This window comes from Sulfitobacter sp. HGT1, from assembly GCF_013282155.1.
Taxonomy (GTDB): domain Bacteria; phylum Pseudomonadota; class Alphaproteobacteria; order Rhodobacterales; family Rhodobacteraceae; genus Sulfitobacter.
Genome location: NZ_BLWI01000012.1, coordinates 193,392 through 206,532, shown reverse-complemented (window position 1 = coordinate 206,532; position 13,141 = coordinate 193,392). Strand labels below are relative to the sequence as shown.

Annotated in this window: 25 protein-coding genes; 23 read left to right on the top strand and 2 right to left on the bottom strand. The window is 55.3% G+C overall.

The window, feature by feature from the left end; translation table 11 throughout:
• The first annotated feature begins 11 nt into the window (after window positions 1–11).
• The 7 genes from HGT1_RS14460 to HGT1_RS14430 all read left to right on the top strand — a co-directional run bounded on the left by HGT1_RS14460 (window position 12) and on the right by HGT1_RS14430 (window position 3,913).
• Window positions 12–554, top strand: a complete 543-nt coding sequence (locus tag HGT1_RS14460) for a hypothetical protein (protein WP_255200212.1) — start codon at window positions 12–14, stop codon at window positions 552–554.
• Window positions 555–612: 58 nt separating this feature from the next.
• The gene (locus HGT1_RS14455) at window positions 613–1,134 is read left to right on the top strand and encodes a hypothetical protein (protein WP_176250657.1); all 522 of its coding nucleotides are present in this window, start codon (window positions 613–615) and stop codon (window positions 1,132–1,134) included.
• A 224-nt stretch (window positions 1,135–1,358) separates the two neighbouring features.
• On the top strand, window positions 1,359–1,676 hold the full coding sequence (gene rpsJ, locus HGT1_RS14450; protein ID WP_005849850.1) for a 30S ribosomal protein S10: 318 nt from the start codon (window positions 1,359–1,361) through the stop codon (window positions 1,674–1,676).
• Between the two features lie 18 nt (window positions 1,677–1,694).
• Complete coding sequence (rplC, locus tag HGT1_RS14445; protein ID WP_176250656.1) at window positions 1,695–2,537, top strand: 50S ribosomal protein L3; 843 nt, start codon at window positions 1,695–1,697, stop codon at window positions 2,535–2,537.
• A complete protein-coding gene (rplD, locus tag HGT1_RS14440; protein WP_176250655.1) occupies window positions 2,534–3,151 on the top strand; it encodes a 50S ribosomal protein L4 in 618 nt (205 codons plus the stop codon). Before rplC ends, rplD begins: the two co-directional genes overlap by 4 nt.
• Complete coding sequence (locus tag HGT1_RS14435) at window positions 3,148–3,444, top strand: 50S ribosomal protein L23 (protein ID WP_176250654.1); 297 nt, start codon at window positions 3,148–3,150, stop codon at window positions 3,442–3,444. The genes rplD and HGT1_RS14435 overlap by 4 nt, the downstream gene beginning before the upstream one ends.
• 262 nt (window positions 3,445–3,706) lie before the next feature.
• A complete protein-coding gene (locus HGT1_RS14430) occupies window positions 3,707–3,913 on the top strand; it encodes a cold-shock protein (protein ID WP_176250653.1) in 207 nt (68 codons plus the stop codon).
• A 156-nt stretch (window positions 3,914–4,069) separates the two neighbouring features.
• Here the strand turns inward: HGT1_RS14430 and HGT1_RS14425 are convergent, their stop codons facing one another.
• Complete coding sequence (locus tag HGT1_RS14425; RefSeq protein WP_176250652.1) at window positions 4,070–4,513, bottom strand: PepSY domain-containing protein; 444 nt, start codon at window positions 4,511–4,513, stop codon at window positions 4,070–4,072.
• 505 nt (window positions 4,514–5,018) lie between these two features.
• Between HGT1_RS14425 and rplB the strand changes: the two genes are divergently transcribed.
• From rplB to HGT1_RS14395, 6 genes are all read left to right on the top strand, one after another.
• Complete coding sequence (gene rplB, locus HGT1_RS14420; protein WP_176250651.1) at window positions 5,019–5,861, top strand: 50S ribosomal protein L2; 843 nt, start codon at window positions 5,019–5,021, stop codon at window positions 5,859–5,861.
• A gap of 3 nt (window positions 5,862–5,864) precedes the next feature.
• Complete coding sequence (gene rpsS / locus HGT1_RS14415; RefSeq protein ID WP_005849833.1) at window positions 5,865–6,143, top strand: 30S ribosomal protein S19; 279 nt, start codon at window positions 5,865–5,867, stop codon at window positions 6,141–6,143.
• A gap of 3 nt (window positions 6,144–6,146) precedes the next feature.
• Window positions 6,147–6,527 (top strand): 50S ribosomal protein L22, encoded by a 381-nt coding sequence (rplV, locus tag HGT1_RS14410; protein WP_008228597.1) that lies wholly within the window; start codon window positions 6,147–6,149, stop codon window positions 6,525–6,527.
• Window positions 6,527–7,234 (top strand): 30S ribosomal protein S3, encoded by a 708-nt coding sequence (rpsC, locus tag HGT1_RS14405; protein WP_176250650.1) that lies wholly within the window; start codon window positions 6,527–6,529, stop codon window positions 7,232–7,234. The genes rplV and rpsC overlap by 1 nt, the downstream gene beginning before the upstream one ends.
• A 13-nt stretch (window positions 7,235–7,247) precedes the next feature.
• Complete coding sequence (rplP, locus tag HGT1_RS14400) at window positions 7,248–7,661, top strand: 50S ribosomal protein L16 (protein ID WP_008226768.1); 414 nt, start codon at window positions 7,248–7,250, stop codon at window positions 7,659–7,661.
• Window positions 7,662–7,909: 248 nt separating this feature from the next.
• Window positions 7,910–8,107, top strand: coding sequence for a hypothetical protein (locus tag HGT1_RS14395; RefSeq protein ID WP_176250649.1), 198 nt, complete (start codon window positions 7,910–7,912; stop codon window positions 8,105–8,107).
• Window positions 8,108–8,167: 60 nt separating this feature from the next.
• Here HGT1_RS14395 and HGT1_RS14390 read toward each other — a convergent pair whose 3' ends face one another.
• A complete protein-coding gene (locus tag HGT1_RS14390) occupies window positions 8,168–8,788 on the bottom strand; it encodes a TIGR02466 family protein (protein WP_176250648.1) in 621 nt (206 codons plus the stop codon).
• A gap of 161 nt (window positions 8,789–8,949) precedes the next feature.
• On the opposite strand from HGT1_RS14390, the gene rpmC reads away from it, so the two are divergent.
• The 10 genes from rpmC (at window position 8,950) to rpsE (ending at window position 13,140) form a co-directional block, all read left to right on the top strand.
• Entirely contained in the window at window positions 8,950–9,156 is a 207-nt protein-coding gene (rpmC, locus tag HGT1_RS14385; RefSeq protein WP_093917642.1) for a 50S ribosomal protein L29, read from the top strand.
• A 15-nt stretch (window positions 9,157–9,171) separates the two neighbouring features.
• Window positions 9,172–9,411: a 30S ribosomal protein S17 gene (gene rpsQ, locus HGT1_RS14380; protein WP_176250647.1), complete on the top strand. Its 240-nt coding sequence runs from the start codon at window positions 9,172–9,174 to the stop codon at window positions 9,409–9,411.
• 157 nt (window positions 9,412–9,568) lie between these two features.
• A complete protein-coding gene (rplN, locus tag HGT1_RS14375) occupies window positions 9,569–9,937 on the top strand; it encodes a 50S ribosomal protein L14 (protein ID WP_176250646.1) in 369 nt (122 codons plus the stop codon).
• The gene (gene rplX / locus HGT1_RS14370) at window positions 9,937–10,248 is read left to right on the top strand and encodes a 50S ribosomal protein L24 (RefSeq protein WP_093731778.1); all 312 of its coding nucleotides are present in this window, start codon (window positions 9,937–9,939) and stop codon (window positions 10,246–10,248) included. Before rplN ends, rplX begins: the two co-directional genes overlap by 1 nt.
• On the top strand, window positions 10,241–10,804 hold the full coding sequence (gene rplE, locus HGT1_RS14365; RefSeq protein WP_176250645.1) for a 50S ribosomal protein L5: 564 nt from the start codon (window positions 10,241–10,243) through the stop codon (window positions 10,802–10,804). Before rplX ends, rplE begins: the two co-directional genes overlap by 8 nt.
• Before the next feature lie 19 nt (window positions 10,805–10,823).
• Window positions 10,824–11,129: a 30S ribosomal protein S14 gene (gene rpsN, locus HGT1_RS14360; protein ID WP_176250644.1), complete on the top strand. Its 306-nt coding sequence runs from the start codon at window positions 10,824–10,826 to the stop codon at window positions 11,127–11,129.
• Between the two features lie 12 nt (window positions 11,130–11,141).
• Complete coding sequence (rpsH, locus tag HGT1_RS14355; protein ID WP_008225584.1) at window positions 11,142–11,534, top strand: 30S ribosomal protein S8; 393 nt, start codon at window positions 11,142–11,144, stop codon at window positions 11,532–11,534.
• A gap of 10 nt (window positions 11,535–11,544) precedes the next feature.
• Window positions 11,545–12,078, top strand: a complete 534-nt coding sequence (rplF, locus tag HGT1_RS14350; RefSeq protein WP_176250643.1) for a 50S ribosomal protein L6 — start codon at window positions 11,545–11,547, stop codon at window positions 12,076–12,078.
• Window positions 12,079–12,089: 11 nt separating this feature from the next.
• Window positions 12,090–12,449 carry a 50S ribosomal protein L18 gene (gene rplR, locus HGT1_RS14345; RefSeq protein ID WP_176250642.1) on the top strand — a complete coding sequence of 120 codons (360 nt, stop codon included), beginning with the start codon at window positions 12,090–12,092 and terminating at the stop codon, window positions 12,447–12,449.
• Window positions 12,450–12,558: 109 nt separating this feature from the next.
• On the top strand, window positions 12,559–13,140 hold the full coding sequence (gene rpsE, locus HGT1_RS14340; RefSeq protein WP_176250641.1) for a 30S ribosomal protein S5: 582 nt from the start codon (window positions 12,559–12,561) through the stop codon (window positions 13,138–13,140).
• Window position 13,141: the final 1 nt, after the last annotated feature.

Sequence of the window (13,141 nt, the reverse complement as noted above, 5' to 3'; positions counted from 1 at the left end):
AACCTTGATCCATGAGAAAATTTTCAATTCCAGTTTCCCGTCTTTTTGCGCTGGTGTTATGCCTGTTGCCTGCATTCGCATTCGCCGGTGATTTCGACCGTTTCGCCGGAACTTTCACGGGTGCGGCAGAATTCTCGTTCGACGGTGAAGTCAGGTACCGGGACATGAGTACCACGATCGAGCCAACCAAGGACGGGTTCGTGCTGACCTGGACATCGGTCAGCCGCAAGGATGATGGGCGCGCCAAGGCCAAGACCTATAAGATCAAGTTCGCGCCAAGTGTCCGGCCCAATATCTACGGCTCTGCCATGCGAACCAATGTGTTTGGCAAGGCAATTCCCCTTGATCCGCTGAAGGGTGACCCCTTTGTGTGGGCACGGCTGATTGGCGATACTTTATCTGTCTTTTCGCTTTTCATTGACGAGACCGGGGAATACGAAATGCAGGAATACCATCGGACCTTGGTCGATCAGGGGCTGGAACTGGAATTCCTTTTGGTCCGTGATGGTAAGCCCCTCAAGACGATCAAAACGCTTTTGAAGCGGGCAAACTGACGGGACTGCCGATTTTTGACGGGTCTGATTGCCCCAATACCCCAGCGGATGTTGTATCATGTCGACTGTTCCCCAACCTGATCTTGCGATGCAGCGTCAGTACCTGTTGGTGTCCCTGGAAGAGGCGCAGGCCACGGTCCGGGCCTATGATACCAAAGCGCAGATCGTGGGAATCGGCTACACCTTCGCCTTGAACATCGTTGCAAATGTGATCGGCGGCTTGCCCGGGGCCGGCGATGAGGGCGCGGTTTTTGTCGTTCTGTTCTGGGCGGTGGTCATGGCCCCGTTGTTCTTTTTCGGCTATGTGCTTTACCCCTCCAGACGATCGGCCCCCAAGGTGAACGATGACAGTGAAAAGGGGGTCGAACGGGCATTGTACATCCAGACTGCCCGACACCGCACCGTCGCCGACCTGCAAGCGGCAGCAGCAAGGGCGGATTGGCACGCCGAACTGGCCTATGAGGTTTTGAAGGTTTCAAAGCTGCGCGAGCAAAAACGCATGAGGTTCATCGCGGCGCTCTATATGACCGTCGCATCCTTTGCCTTGCTGGCGGGCAAACAGCTTTGGTCCGTCATTTAACCGGTTTCGCCCCCGGTTGCGGCAGATTCTTGCGACATCACGACGTGTACAGGTCTGAACGGCCAATTGCCCCTTGCCACAAGATGCGACTCGACCTATAGAGCGCAAGTCTCAGCGGGGTGCGTTTTTACGCGCCCCGTTTGACTTACGACAAAACGCAATGAAGGGCCGTGATGAGGCGTCTCTTCCTCTTCGTTTCACCTCCCAATGAGGGATGATGACATATGGCACAAAGCCAAAACATCCGCATCCGTTTGAAGGCGTTTGATTACCGCGTGTTGGATGCGTCCACACAGGAAATCGTAAACACCGCCAAACGTACCGGTGCATCTGTTCGCGGCCCAATTCCGCTGCCGAACAAGATCGAGAAATTCACAGTTTTGCGTGGCCCCCACGTTGACAAGAAATCCCGTGACCAGTTCGAAATCCGCACGCACAAGCGTTTGCTGGATATCGTTGATCCGACCCCCCAGACCGTGGACGCGCTGATGAAGCTCGACCTGGCCGCTGGTGTGGACGTCGAGATCAAGCTGCAGTCATAAGCGTAGGAGGGTAATATTATGTTGCGCTCAGGCGTTATTGCAAAAAAGATGGGCATGACCCGTTTGTTCATGGAAGATGGTAAGCAGATCCCTGTTACCGTTCTTCAGCTCGACAAACTTCAGGTTGTTGCACAGCGTACCACCGAACGGGACGGCTACACAGCTGTTCAGCTCGGCGCAGGTACAGCCAAGGTTAAACGGACATCGGCACCCATGCGTGGTCACTTTGCTGCGGCAAAGGTTGAACCAAAGCGTAAGGTTGCGGAATTCCGCGTTGATCCAGAAGCTATGTTGAATGTTGGCGAAGAAATCATCGCCGATCATTACTTTGCTGGTCAGTATGTTGACGTTGCAGGCACATCCATCGGTAAAGGTTTTGCCGGTGCGATGAAGCGCCACAACTTTGGCGGTCTGCGTGCGACACACGGTGTTTCCGTGTCTCACCGTTCGCATGGCTCCACCGGTCAGTGTCAAGATCCGGGCAAAGTTTTTAAAGGCAAGAAAATGGCCGGTCACATGGGTTCCGCCCGTGTCACCACTCAGAACCTCGAAGTTGTCAAAACTGACACCGTTCGTGGCCTGATCATGGTCAAAGGCGCTGTTCCCGGCTCCAAAGGTGGTTGGGTGACTGTTAAGGATGCGGTTAAGAAACCATTCCCTGACAACGCCATTCTGCCAGCTGCTCTGCGCTCCGCCGCAGAAGAAGCATCGAAAGCCGCTGAAGAAGCCGCCGCAGCCGCCGCAGCCGAAGCAGAAGCCGCCGCAGCAGAAGCCGCAGCAGCCGAGCAGGCCGCAATGGAAGCCGCAGAAAGCACTGACGCAGCCGCGCCAGATGCAGAACAGAAAGAAGGTGACGCATGAAACTTGATGTCATCAAACTAGACGGCGGTTCTGCCGGATCGATCGACCTGGACGAGGCCCTGTTCGGTCTTGAGCCACGCGCTGACATCCTGCACCGCGTCGTCCGCTGGCAGCGTAACAACGCGCAGCAAGGTACGCACAAGGTCAAGACACGGTCCGAGGTTAGCTATTCGACCAAGAAGATCTATCGTCAGAAAGGCACCGGCGGCGCACGCCACGGCGCACGTTCTGCACCGATCTTCCGTTCGGGTGGTATCTACAAGGGTCCAACCCCTCGTAGCCACGGCCATGAACTGACCAAGAAGTTCCGCAAGCTGGGTCTTCGCCACGCTTTGTCTTCGATGGCAAAGAACGGCAACCTGGTTATCATCGACGATGCCGCATCCGATGGGAAAACCGCAGCACTGGCCAAGCAGGTTAAGAACCTCGGCTGGAAACGCGCGTTGATCATCGATGGCGTGTCTGTGAACGAAAACTTCTTGCAAGCCGCGCGCAACATCGAAGGTCTGGATATCCTGCCAACGATGGGTGCAAACGTCTATGACATCCTCAAGCGTGACACACTCGTGATCACCAAAGCGGGGATCGAAGCACTGGAGGCCCGTTTGAAATGAGCACCAAGCACCAGCACTATGATGTGATCCGCAAGCCGATCATCACCGAGAAAGCAACAATGGCGTCTGAGAACAACGCCGTGGTTTTCGAAGTGGCAATCGGTAGCAACAAGCCAATGATCAAAGAAGCTGTTGAAGCTCTCTTTGGTGTCAAGGTGAAGGCCGTGAACACGACCATCACCAAAGGCAAGTCCAAGCGTTTCCGTGGCCAGATGGGCCGCCGCAAGGACGTCAAAAAGGCTTATGTTACGCTCGAAGAGGGTAACGCCATCGACGTATCCACCGGCCTGTAATCAGCCCGGTTGACGCTAACGAAAGGCCCCTCGCTGCAAGGCGGGGGGCCTTTTGCATGCGCATGTCCCGTTTCGGCGGCATCTATCCGCTTGTTTTGCCCATTCTTGTTTAAACGCTTGTGTTCTGGTCAATAAGGGCAGAGGGGTAGGGGGCAACGTTACGTCTATCGTCATCACTGCTCCTTACGGCTCAGTCTTTCGATCTATTATTGACTTAGCCGCCCTGCCGCATTCCGCGGGCAGATTTATAAGGAATACGATAATGGCTTCTGGCACAGTAAAATGGTTCAACACCACAAAAGGTTTTGGTTTTGTAGCACCCGAGGGTGGCGCAAAGGACGTATTCGTCCACATCTCCGCAGTTGAGCAAGCAGGCCTGACCGGTCTGTCCGATGATCAAAAGATCACTTTCGACATCGAATCCGGCCGTGACGGTCGTGAATCAGCAACAAACATCAAACTGGCGTAAGCCGGTCGGTCCCTGCGGGGGCTGATGTTTGAGAGTTTTGGAAAGGGCGTGGCCGCGAGGCTGCGCCCTTTTTGTTTCAAAGGTGTGTTACAGCCCTAGCTGAAGGCACAGGCAACCGGACACCAAAGCAAGCCAGCGCTTTGGTGTCCGTACCGCTTAATCGTCCTCGCGCGATTCCCGCAGGATTTTGCCGGTCACTGAATCGACATAAAGCTCCATCTTGACGCCTTCCGAATTCGTGGCCTCGACTTCGTAGTGGCCCCCTTCGAAATCGATGTCGCGGATATCGGTATAGCCAAGCGCCTGTACCGTCGCGACGATCTGGCGCAGACCCATGTAATGTGGCCGGTTGAACTTGCCGCCCCAGCCAAATCTGCCATTGGCTGGCCCGGCGGCCTCCATTGCTGTGCGGCATTGCGTCGATACCTCCGAGATATGCTCGCCCAGGCAAAGCTGAACGGCCCCACCGATATGCGATATGCCGGAGCAGTACCGTTCGATGTCATCAGCGCAGGCGGTTCCGATCACGCCGGACTGGGCGTATGCCGCCCCTGACCAGGAGAGTGCGGAGCAAAGTAACAAAGCGGGAATGCGTTTCATGTTGAATGTCCTCTTAGGGGTTATGGATAGGGGGCGTCGCTATGGGGCGGTACCCTATCAGAGCATTCCTAGCAGCGGCGTTGCGGGCCATATTGACCTAAGTCAAAGGTGATCTGGATCGGCTTTTTTGGGCCGCGTGTTGAGCGATGAAGCGAGTGCGTGGGGCAGAAAAGACAAGCGGATCATGATCCGCCTTGCGACCGATCAGGGGGGTGACTTGGGGCGATGCAAGCAGGACGCATGTGATATCCGCGCAGGCTTAATGCGTGGCTCGAACCTTCTCCCTTGACCCTCCTGCCATCCTAACCTAAACGACCCCATCGGCAGCGCCCCGGATTCGTCCGGGGCTGTGTCGTTTTGTGCGTTGGTGGGTTTCACCCACCCTACGCCGGTCCGGCAAAGGGGTTCTTTGCCAGACATTCAAATTGGGGACCTTCGGGGCCCTATAACCATCTCGGCTTCAACTTGTTGAAGTCGGGCACAAGCAAAACGGAAGACAGAAAACATGGCACTAAAGTCGTATAAACCGACGACGCCAGGCCAGCGTGGGCTGGTACTGATCGACCGTTCGGAGCTTTGGAAAGGTCGCCCGGTTAAAGCCCTCACAGAGGGTCTTAGCAAGCACGGCGGACGGAACAACACCGGACGGATCACAATGCGTCGCAAGGGTGGTGGTGCAAAGCGCCTCTACCGCATCGTCGATTTCAAGCGCAACAAGCTGGACATGTCCGCGGTTGTCGCACGTATCGAATATGACCCTAACCGGACCGCATTCATCGCACTGATCCAGTACGAAGATGGCGAACAGGCTTACATCCTGGCACCGCAGCGTCTTGCTGTTGGCGACAAGGTGATTGCATCGGCCAAGGCCGACATCAAGCCTGGTAACTCTATGCCATTCTCGGGCATGCCTATCGGTACGATCATTCACAACATCGAAATGAAGCCAGGCAAGGGCGGTCAGATCGCTCGTGCAGCCGGTACCTACGCCCAGTTCGTAGGCCGTGATGGTGGATATGCTCAGATCCGTTTGTCCTCGGGCGAACTGCGTCTGGTGCGTCAGGAATGTATGGCCACCGTTGGTGCCGTATCGAACCCTGACAACTCCAACCAGAACTACGGTAAAGCGGGCCGCATGCGTCACAAGGGCATCCGCCCATCTGTGCGTGGTGTTGTTATGAACCCGATCGACCACCCACATGGTGGTGGTGAAGGCCGGACATCGGGTGGTCGTCACCCTGTTACGCCTTGGGGCAAGCCAACCAAGGGTGCAAAAACCCGCAACAAGAACAAAGCGTCCAGCAAGCTTATCCTACGCTCGCGTCACGCCAAGAAGAAGGGGCGTTAATAGATGTCTCGTTCAGTATGGAAAGGTCCTTTTGTTGACTCTTATGTCCTCAAAAAGGCCGAAGCCTCCCGCGAAAGCGGTCGCAGCGAAGTGATCAAGATTTGGTCGCGCCGTTCAACGATCCTGCCACAGTTTGTTGGCCTGACGTTCGGTGTGTACAATGGTCACAAGCACATCCCTGTAAACGTCAGCGAAGAGATGATCGGTCAGAAGTTTGGTGAATATTCGCCAACTCGCACCTATTATGGTCACGCAGCCGACAAAAAAGCGAAGCGGAAATAAGCCATGAGCAAGGATAAAAATCCCCGCCGCGTGGCCGACAACGAAGCCCGTGCAAAACTGCGCATGCTTCGCACAAGCCCGCAGAAACTGAACCTCGTCGCCGCAATGATCCGCGGCAAGAAGGTAGACAAGGCCCTTACGGACCTGACCTTCTCCAAAAAGCGGATCGCCGCAGATGTGAAGAAATGTCTTCAGTCTGCAATTGCGAACGGTGAAAACAACCACAACCTTGACGTGGATGAACTGGTCGTTGCCGAAGCATATGTCGGTAAGAACCTGATCATGAAGCGTGGTCGTCCACGTGCACGTGGCCGTTTCGGCAAGATCATCAAGCCGTTTTCGGAAATCACGATTGTCGTGCGTCAAGTTGAGGAGCAAGCATAATGGGTAATAAAGTAAACCCGATCGGCATGCGTCTTCAGGTCAACCGCACCTGGGACAGCCGCTGGTACGCCGACACCAAGGATTACGGTGATCTTCTTCTTGAAGACCTTGCCATCCGCAAGTTCATCAAAAAAGAATGTGCACAGGCCGGTATCGCCCGTGTGATCATTGAGCGCCCACACAAGAAGTGCCGCGTTACGATCCACACAGCACGCCCAGGTGTGATCATCGGTAAAAAAGGTGCGGACATCGAAGGTCTGCGTCAGAAAATCGCCAAGATCACCAAGTCTGACCTGCACCTCAACATCGTTGAAGTTCGCAAGCCAGAGCTGGACGCCGCACTTGTTGGTGAATCCATCGCACAGCAACTGGAACGCCGGGTATCTTTCCGTCGCGCCATGAAGCGTGCCGTACAGAACGCCATGCGTATGGGTGCCCTTGGTATCCGCGTTAACGTTGCTGGTCGTCTGGGTGGTGCAGAAATTGCGCGTACCGAATGGTACCGTGAAGGCCGCGTGCCGCTCCACACACTGCGTGCTGACATCGATTACGCACATGTCGAAGCGATGACTGCCTATGGCATCATCGGGATCAAGACCTGGATCTTCAAAGGCGAGATCATGGAACATGACCCGGCAGCGCGTGACCGTAAGGCACAAGAAATGCAAGACGGCCCAGCACCTCGCGGTGCCGGCGGTCGTCGCTAAGGGGGAATGAAAGATGCTACAACCAAAGCGTACGAAATTCCGCAAGCAGCACAAAGGCAAAATCAAGGGTCTTGCAAAGGGCGGGTCTGACCTGAACTTTGGTACCTTTGGCCTGAAGGCTCTGGAGCCTGAGCGCGTAACAGCGCGTCAGATCGAAGCTGCACGTCGTGCCATGACGCGTCACATGAAGCGTCAAGGCCGTGTCTGGATCCGGATTTTCCCGGATCTGCCAGTCACATCGAAGCCTACCGAAGTCCGTATGGGTAAAGGTAAAGGTTCCGTTGATTACTGGGCATGCCGCGTCAAGCCTGGCCGCGTAATGTTTGAAATCGATGGCGTTAACGAAGACATCGCTCACGAGGCCCTGCGCCTTGCTGCGATGAAGCTGCCGATCAAAACACGCGTTGTGGTCCGCGAGGACTGGTAAAAGACGCTCCGGCGCAAGCCGGAGCTGTCGCGGCGGCGGCAGGGTATTTCCCAGAAATGCCCGTTCCGCCCCGGTGAATTAGAAAAGCCCCCGCTGAGTGATCAGCTGGGGCTTTTTTGTCTGGCTCTCATTTAATGGCGATAGCTAATCAATCGGCACCATCAATCTGGCCCCCGCGTTCACTGGCCAATGCTGCCCCTCGGGGCTAAGGTGGTGAAAAGACCACCCCCAGACAAAGGTCACGCCTCATGAAACAAGTCCCCAAGCCCACCACTGACGAAGACCTCATCAAAGAGTTCCTCAACAAAGGCGGCACGATTAAGAAGGGCAAGACCAAGCCGATGCCGGATGATCTTGGCCTGTCTAACAATCAGTGGGGCAATAAGTTGACCAAGGAAGAGAAAGCCGCGGTCAAGGAGCAGGAAGCGGCGCGCAAGAAGCCGTAGGGTGGGTGAAACCCGCCGCGCCGTTATCTGAATGCCAGCACCCCGTGGGGTGCGGCAACCTTACGCCCAGGCGTAGTTGAACGACACCGAGATGCGGTCTTCTTCGGCCATGTTCATCGGCACTTCGTGGCGCAGCCAGCTTTCCCATAGCAGAACATCACCGACAACCGGCTTGGCATAGACGAACTGGCGCAATTCCTGCGGGGCGTCCTTCAGGCGGCCGGGGGCGGCCATCATCATCGGCAGGCGCGGGTCTTCGAGCTTGAGCGCGCTCGTGCCTTCGGGCATCGCCACATAGGTCGTGCCCGAGATCACCGAATGCGGGTGGATATGCGCGGTATGAATGCCGCCTTCGGGCAGGATGTTGATCCAGAGGTCTTCCAGCTTCAATTTGCGACCGTCCAGATCAAAGGCCAGATCCTTGGCGAAGGCTTTGACGTGTTTATCCAGCGCTTTCTTCACGGTCTTGAAGATCGGAAATCTCCAGGGCAGGTCGGTCAGCGACGCATAGCTGGTGTATCCGGGAAAGTCGTTTTCATCGCACCATTGCTGGCCGGCCTCGTCATCTTCGGCGATGCTCAGGCACGCGGCCTCAAGCTCGGACGGGTCGACGGGTTTGCCGTGCTCGGACAAAGCGGCGCGGTAGAGGCGGGTGACGAAAAGGGATTCTATTTGTGACATGAGGCATCTTCTACATGAGGTGGGGCAGGGTGGCGATAGGTTTTGCGCAAAGGCTGCTTGCCAACTGCGTGTAACGGCTATAGAGGAACCTTTCACATGAACTCCACCAGAATCATGGTCACCCCTCAGGGGCCTACTGGTGATGTCGAAAGGAACAGGCGATGAACGCCAAGGAACTGCACGACAAGACACCCGACCAGCTTCGGGATGAACTTGTTAACCTGAAAAAAGAAGCCTTCAACCTGCGTTTTCAGCAAGCCACTGGCCAGCTGGAAAACCCCGCACGTTTGAAGACCGTCAAGCGTGACGTCGCACGTGTCAAAACCGTTCTCAACCAGAAAGCCGCAACCGCGGCTTCTGCTGAATAATAGGAGCCTGAGAGTATGCCCAAACGTATCCTGACAGGCACCGTGACAAGCGATGCCAACGAGCAAACAGTAACTGTATCGGTAGAGCGTCGCTTTACCCACCCGGTTCTGAAAAAGACCATCCGTAAGTCCAAGAAATACCGGGCTCACGATGAGAACAACACATTCAAAGTGGGCGACAGCGTTCGCATCATCGAATGTGCACCAAGATCGAAAACCAAACGTTGGGAAGTTCTGGAAGCCGCTGAGGCCTAAAGAACGGCTTGTTCGGGTGTGGACCCCTTGTTTCCCTTGACTCTGAGGGAGGCAGGGGTCACACGCACGAGCGAGAAGCCCGTTATGGGCAGACCAATTTAATCGAAACCCTGGGGAACGGGCACGCATCGCCCCCCAGAAGGTCGGGAGAAACCAAATGATCCAGATGCAGACCAACCTGGATGTTGCTGACAACAGCGGCGCTCGCCGTGTTCAGTGCATTAAGGTATTGGGTGGTTCCAAGCGTAAATACGCATCCGTCGGCGACATCATTGTCGTGTCGGTCAAGGAAGCCATCCCTCGCGGTCGTGTGAAAAAGGGTGACGTGCGTAAAGCCGTCGTCGTTCGCACTGCCAAAGAAGTTCGTCGTGACGATGGCACAGCCATCCGTTTCGATCGCAACGCAGCAGTTATCCTGAACAACGCAAACGAGCCCGTAGGTACACGTATCTTTGGACCAGTTGTTCGTGAATTGCGCGCCAAAAACTTCATGAAGATCATCTCGCTTGCGCCGGAGGTGCTGTAATGGCTGCTAAACTTCGCAAAGGTGACAAGGTCATCGTGCTTGCTGGCAAGGACAAGGGCAAGACGGGTTCCATCTCGTCTGTTGACCCAAAGGCCAACAAAGCAATCGTAGACGGTATCAACATGGCAATCCGCGCCACGCGTCAGTCCCAGACGTCGCAAGGCGGCCGTATTCCCAAAGCGATGCCAATCGATCTGAGCAACCTGTCGCTGGTTGATGCCAACGGCAAGGCAACGCGCGTTGGCTTTAAGATCGAAGGCGACAAGAAAGTGCGCTTTGCAAAAACCACGGGGGACGTAATCGATGCTTGATACTGCAACATACACACCCCGCCTGAAGGGCGTCTATAACGACACGATCCGTCCTGCCCTGAAGGAAGAGTTCGGTTACAAGAACGACATGATGATCCCTCGCTTGGATAAAATCGTTCTGAACATCGGCTGTGGCGCTGAAGCTGTCCGTGACAGCAAGAAAGCAAAATCCGCTCAGGAAGATCTGACAACGATTGCCGGCCAAAAAGCGCTGACAACCATTGCCAAGAAATCCATCGCTGGTTTCCGCGTTCGTGAAGACATGCCTTTGGGTGCGAAAGTTACCCTGCGTGGCGAGCGGATGTATGAATTCCTGGATCGTCTGATCACGATCGCAATGCCTCGTATCCGCGACTTCCGCGGCATCAGCGGCAAAAGCTTTGACGGTCGTGGCAACTATGCCATGGGCTTGAAAGAGCACATCGTGTTCCCTGAAATCGACTTTGATAAAGTTGATGAGACCTGGGGAATGGACATCGTGATCGCCACCACGGCGAAAACCGACGCTGAAGCGAAGGCACTGTTGAAAGCGTTCAACATGCCCTTCAACTCATAAGCGCGGGGAGGATTTAGATATGGCTAAGAAATCCATGATCGCACGCGAAATGAAGCGTGAAGCACTGGTCAAGAAGTTCGCTGCAAAGCGCGCTGCCTTGAAAGAGATCGTAAGCGATCAAGAAAAGCCAATGGAAGAGCGTTTCCGCGCGTCCCTGGCTTTGGCGAAACTGCCTCGCAACTCCAGCGCTGTGCGTCTGCACAACCGCTGCCAGCTGACAGGCCGTCCGCACGCTTACTATCGTAAACTGAAAATTTCGCGGATCGCGTTGCGGGATCTTGGCTCAAGCGGCCAAATCCCCGGCATGGTCAAGTCGAGCTGGTAAGGAGCGCATCAGATGAACGATCCTATCGCAGATATGCTGACACGCATCCGTAACTCCTCGATGCGCGGTAAATCCACAGTCATGACCCCAGCTTCCAAGCTGCGTGCATGGGTATTGGACGTACTCGCAGACGAAGGTTACATCCGCGGCTACGAAAAGATGACAGGCGCCGACGGCCACCCTGCCATCGAAATCAGCCTCAAGTATTACGAGGGCGAACCTGTTATTCGCGAATTGAAGCGGGTTTCCAAACCCGGTCGTCGCGTCTACATGGGCGTCAATGACATTCCCGTTGTCCGTCAGGGCCTCGGTGTGTCGATTGTCTCCACCCCCAAGGGTGTGATGTCGGATCAGAATGCACGCAGCCACAATGTTGGCGGCGAAGTGCTCTGCACCGTATTCTAAGGAGAGCAAAATGTCTCGTATTGGTAAAAAACCGGTCGACCTGCCCAACGGTGTTTCTGCATCGGTCAGCGGTCAGACCATCGAAGTCAAAGGCCCAAAGGGTACACGTACCTTTAAAGCAACTGACGACGTTACAATGACTGTCGAAGACAACGTGGTAACAATTACACCACGTGGCAAGTCCAAGCGCGCACGCCAGCAGTGGGGCATGAGCCGCACTATGGTTGGCAACTTGGTTACAGGTGTCACCGAAGGTTTCAAGAAAGAGCTTGAGATCCAAGGTGTTGGTTATCGTGCTGCCATGACTGGCAACTCGTTGAAACTGAACCTGGGCCTGTCGCACGACGTAGACTACATACCGCCAGCCGGTGTGACCGTCACGGTACCGAAACAGACCGAGATTGTGGTAGAAGGCATTGACGAACAGCTTGTTGGTCAAGTCGCCGCGAACATCCGCCAATGGCGCAAACCCGAGCCCTATAAGGGCAAAGGTATCCGCTATAAAGGTGAGTTCGTCTTCCGCAAAGAAGGCAAGAAGAAGTAAGGATAGCTCAGATGGCAAACAGCAAAAGACAACTGTTTCTGAAACGCCGCCTGCGCGTTCGGAACAAACTTCGTCGGGTCAACGCAGGGCGTCTTCGCCTTTCGGTTCACCGTTCGAACAAAAACATCAGCGCCCAGCTGATCGACGACGTAAACGGGGTCACATTGGCTTCCGCTTCGACGCTCGAAAAAGATTTGGGTGTTGTTGGCAAGAACAACATCGAAGCAGCGACAAAGGTCGGGACGGCAATTGCCGACCGCGCCATCAAAGCTGGTGTAACCGAAGCCTATTTTGACCGTGGTGGTTTCCTGTTCCACGGCAAAGTCAAAGCTTTGGCCGATGCAGCCCGCGAAGGCGGTCTGAAAATCTAAGACAGCGCAGGCGGCACGCGATGTGCCGCCTCGATGATCCGGGGGTCGCTCAGACCCACCAGGATTGACCAAGAAAGGCGCTTGCGCCGTACCAAAAGGATGATGCCGCATGGCAAGAGATGACAACCGGGGTGGCAATCGCCGCAACCAGCGCGAAGAGACTCCAGAATTCGCCGACCGCCTAGTGGCGATCAACCGTGTTTCCAAGACCGTTAAGGGTGGTAAGCGTTTTGGCTTCGCCGCACTTGTCGTTGTTGGTGACCAAAAAGGCCGCGTAGGCTTTGGTAAAGGTAAAGCGAAAGAGGTTCCTGAAGCCATTCGCAAAGCCACCGAGCAAGCGAAGCGCCAAATGATCCGCGTTCAGCTGCGCGAAGGCCGTACATTGCACCACGACATGGAAGGCCGTCACGGCGCCGGTAAAGTGGTTATGCGTACAGCACCAGAAGGTACCGGTATCATCGCCGGTGGTCCAATGCGTGCCGTTTTCGAAATGCTGGGCATCAAGGACGTTGTGTCCAAGTCCATCGGTTCGCAGAACCCTTACAACATGATCCGCGCCACGATGGACGGTCTGCGTAAAGAATCTTCGCCTCGCTCTGTTGCACAGCGTCGCGGCAAGAAAGTTGCGGATATTCTGCCCAAGCGTGAGGACCATGTTGAATCGTCCGCACAAGTGGCTGAGGAGGCATAAG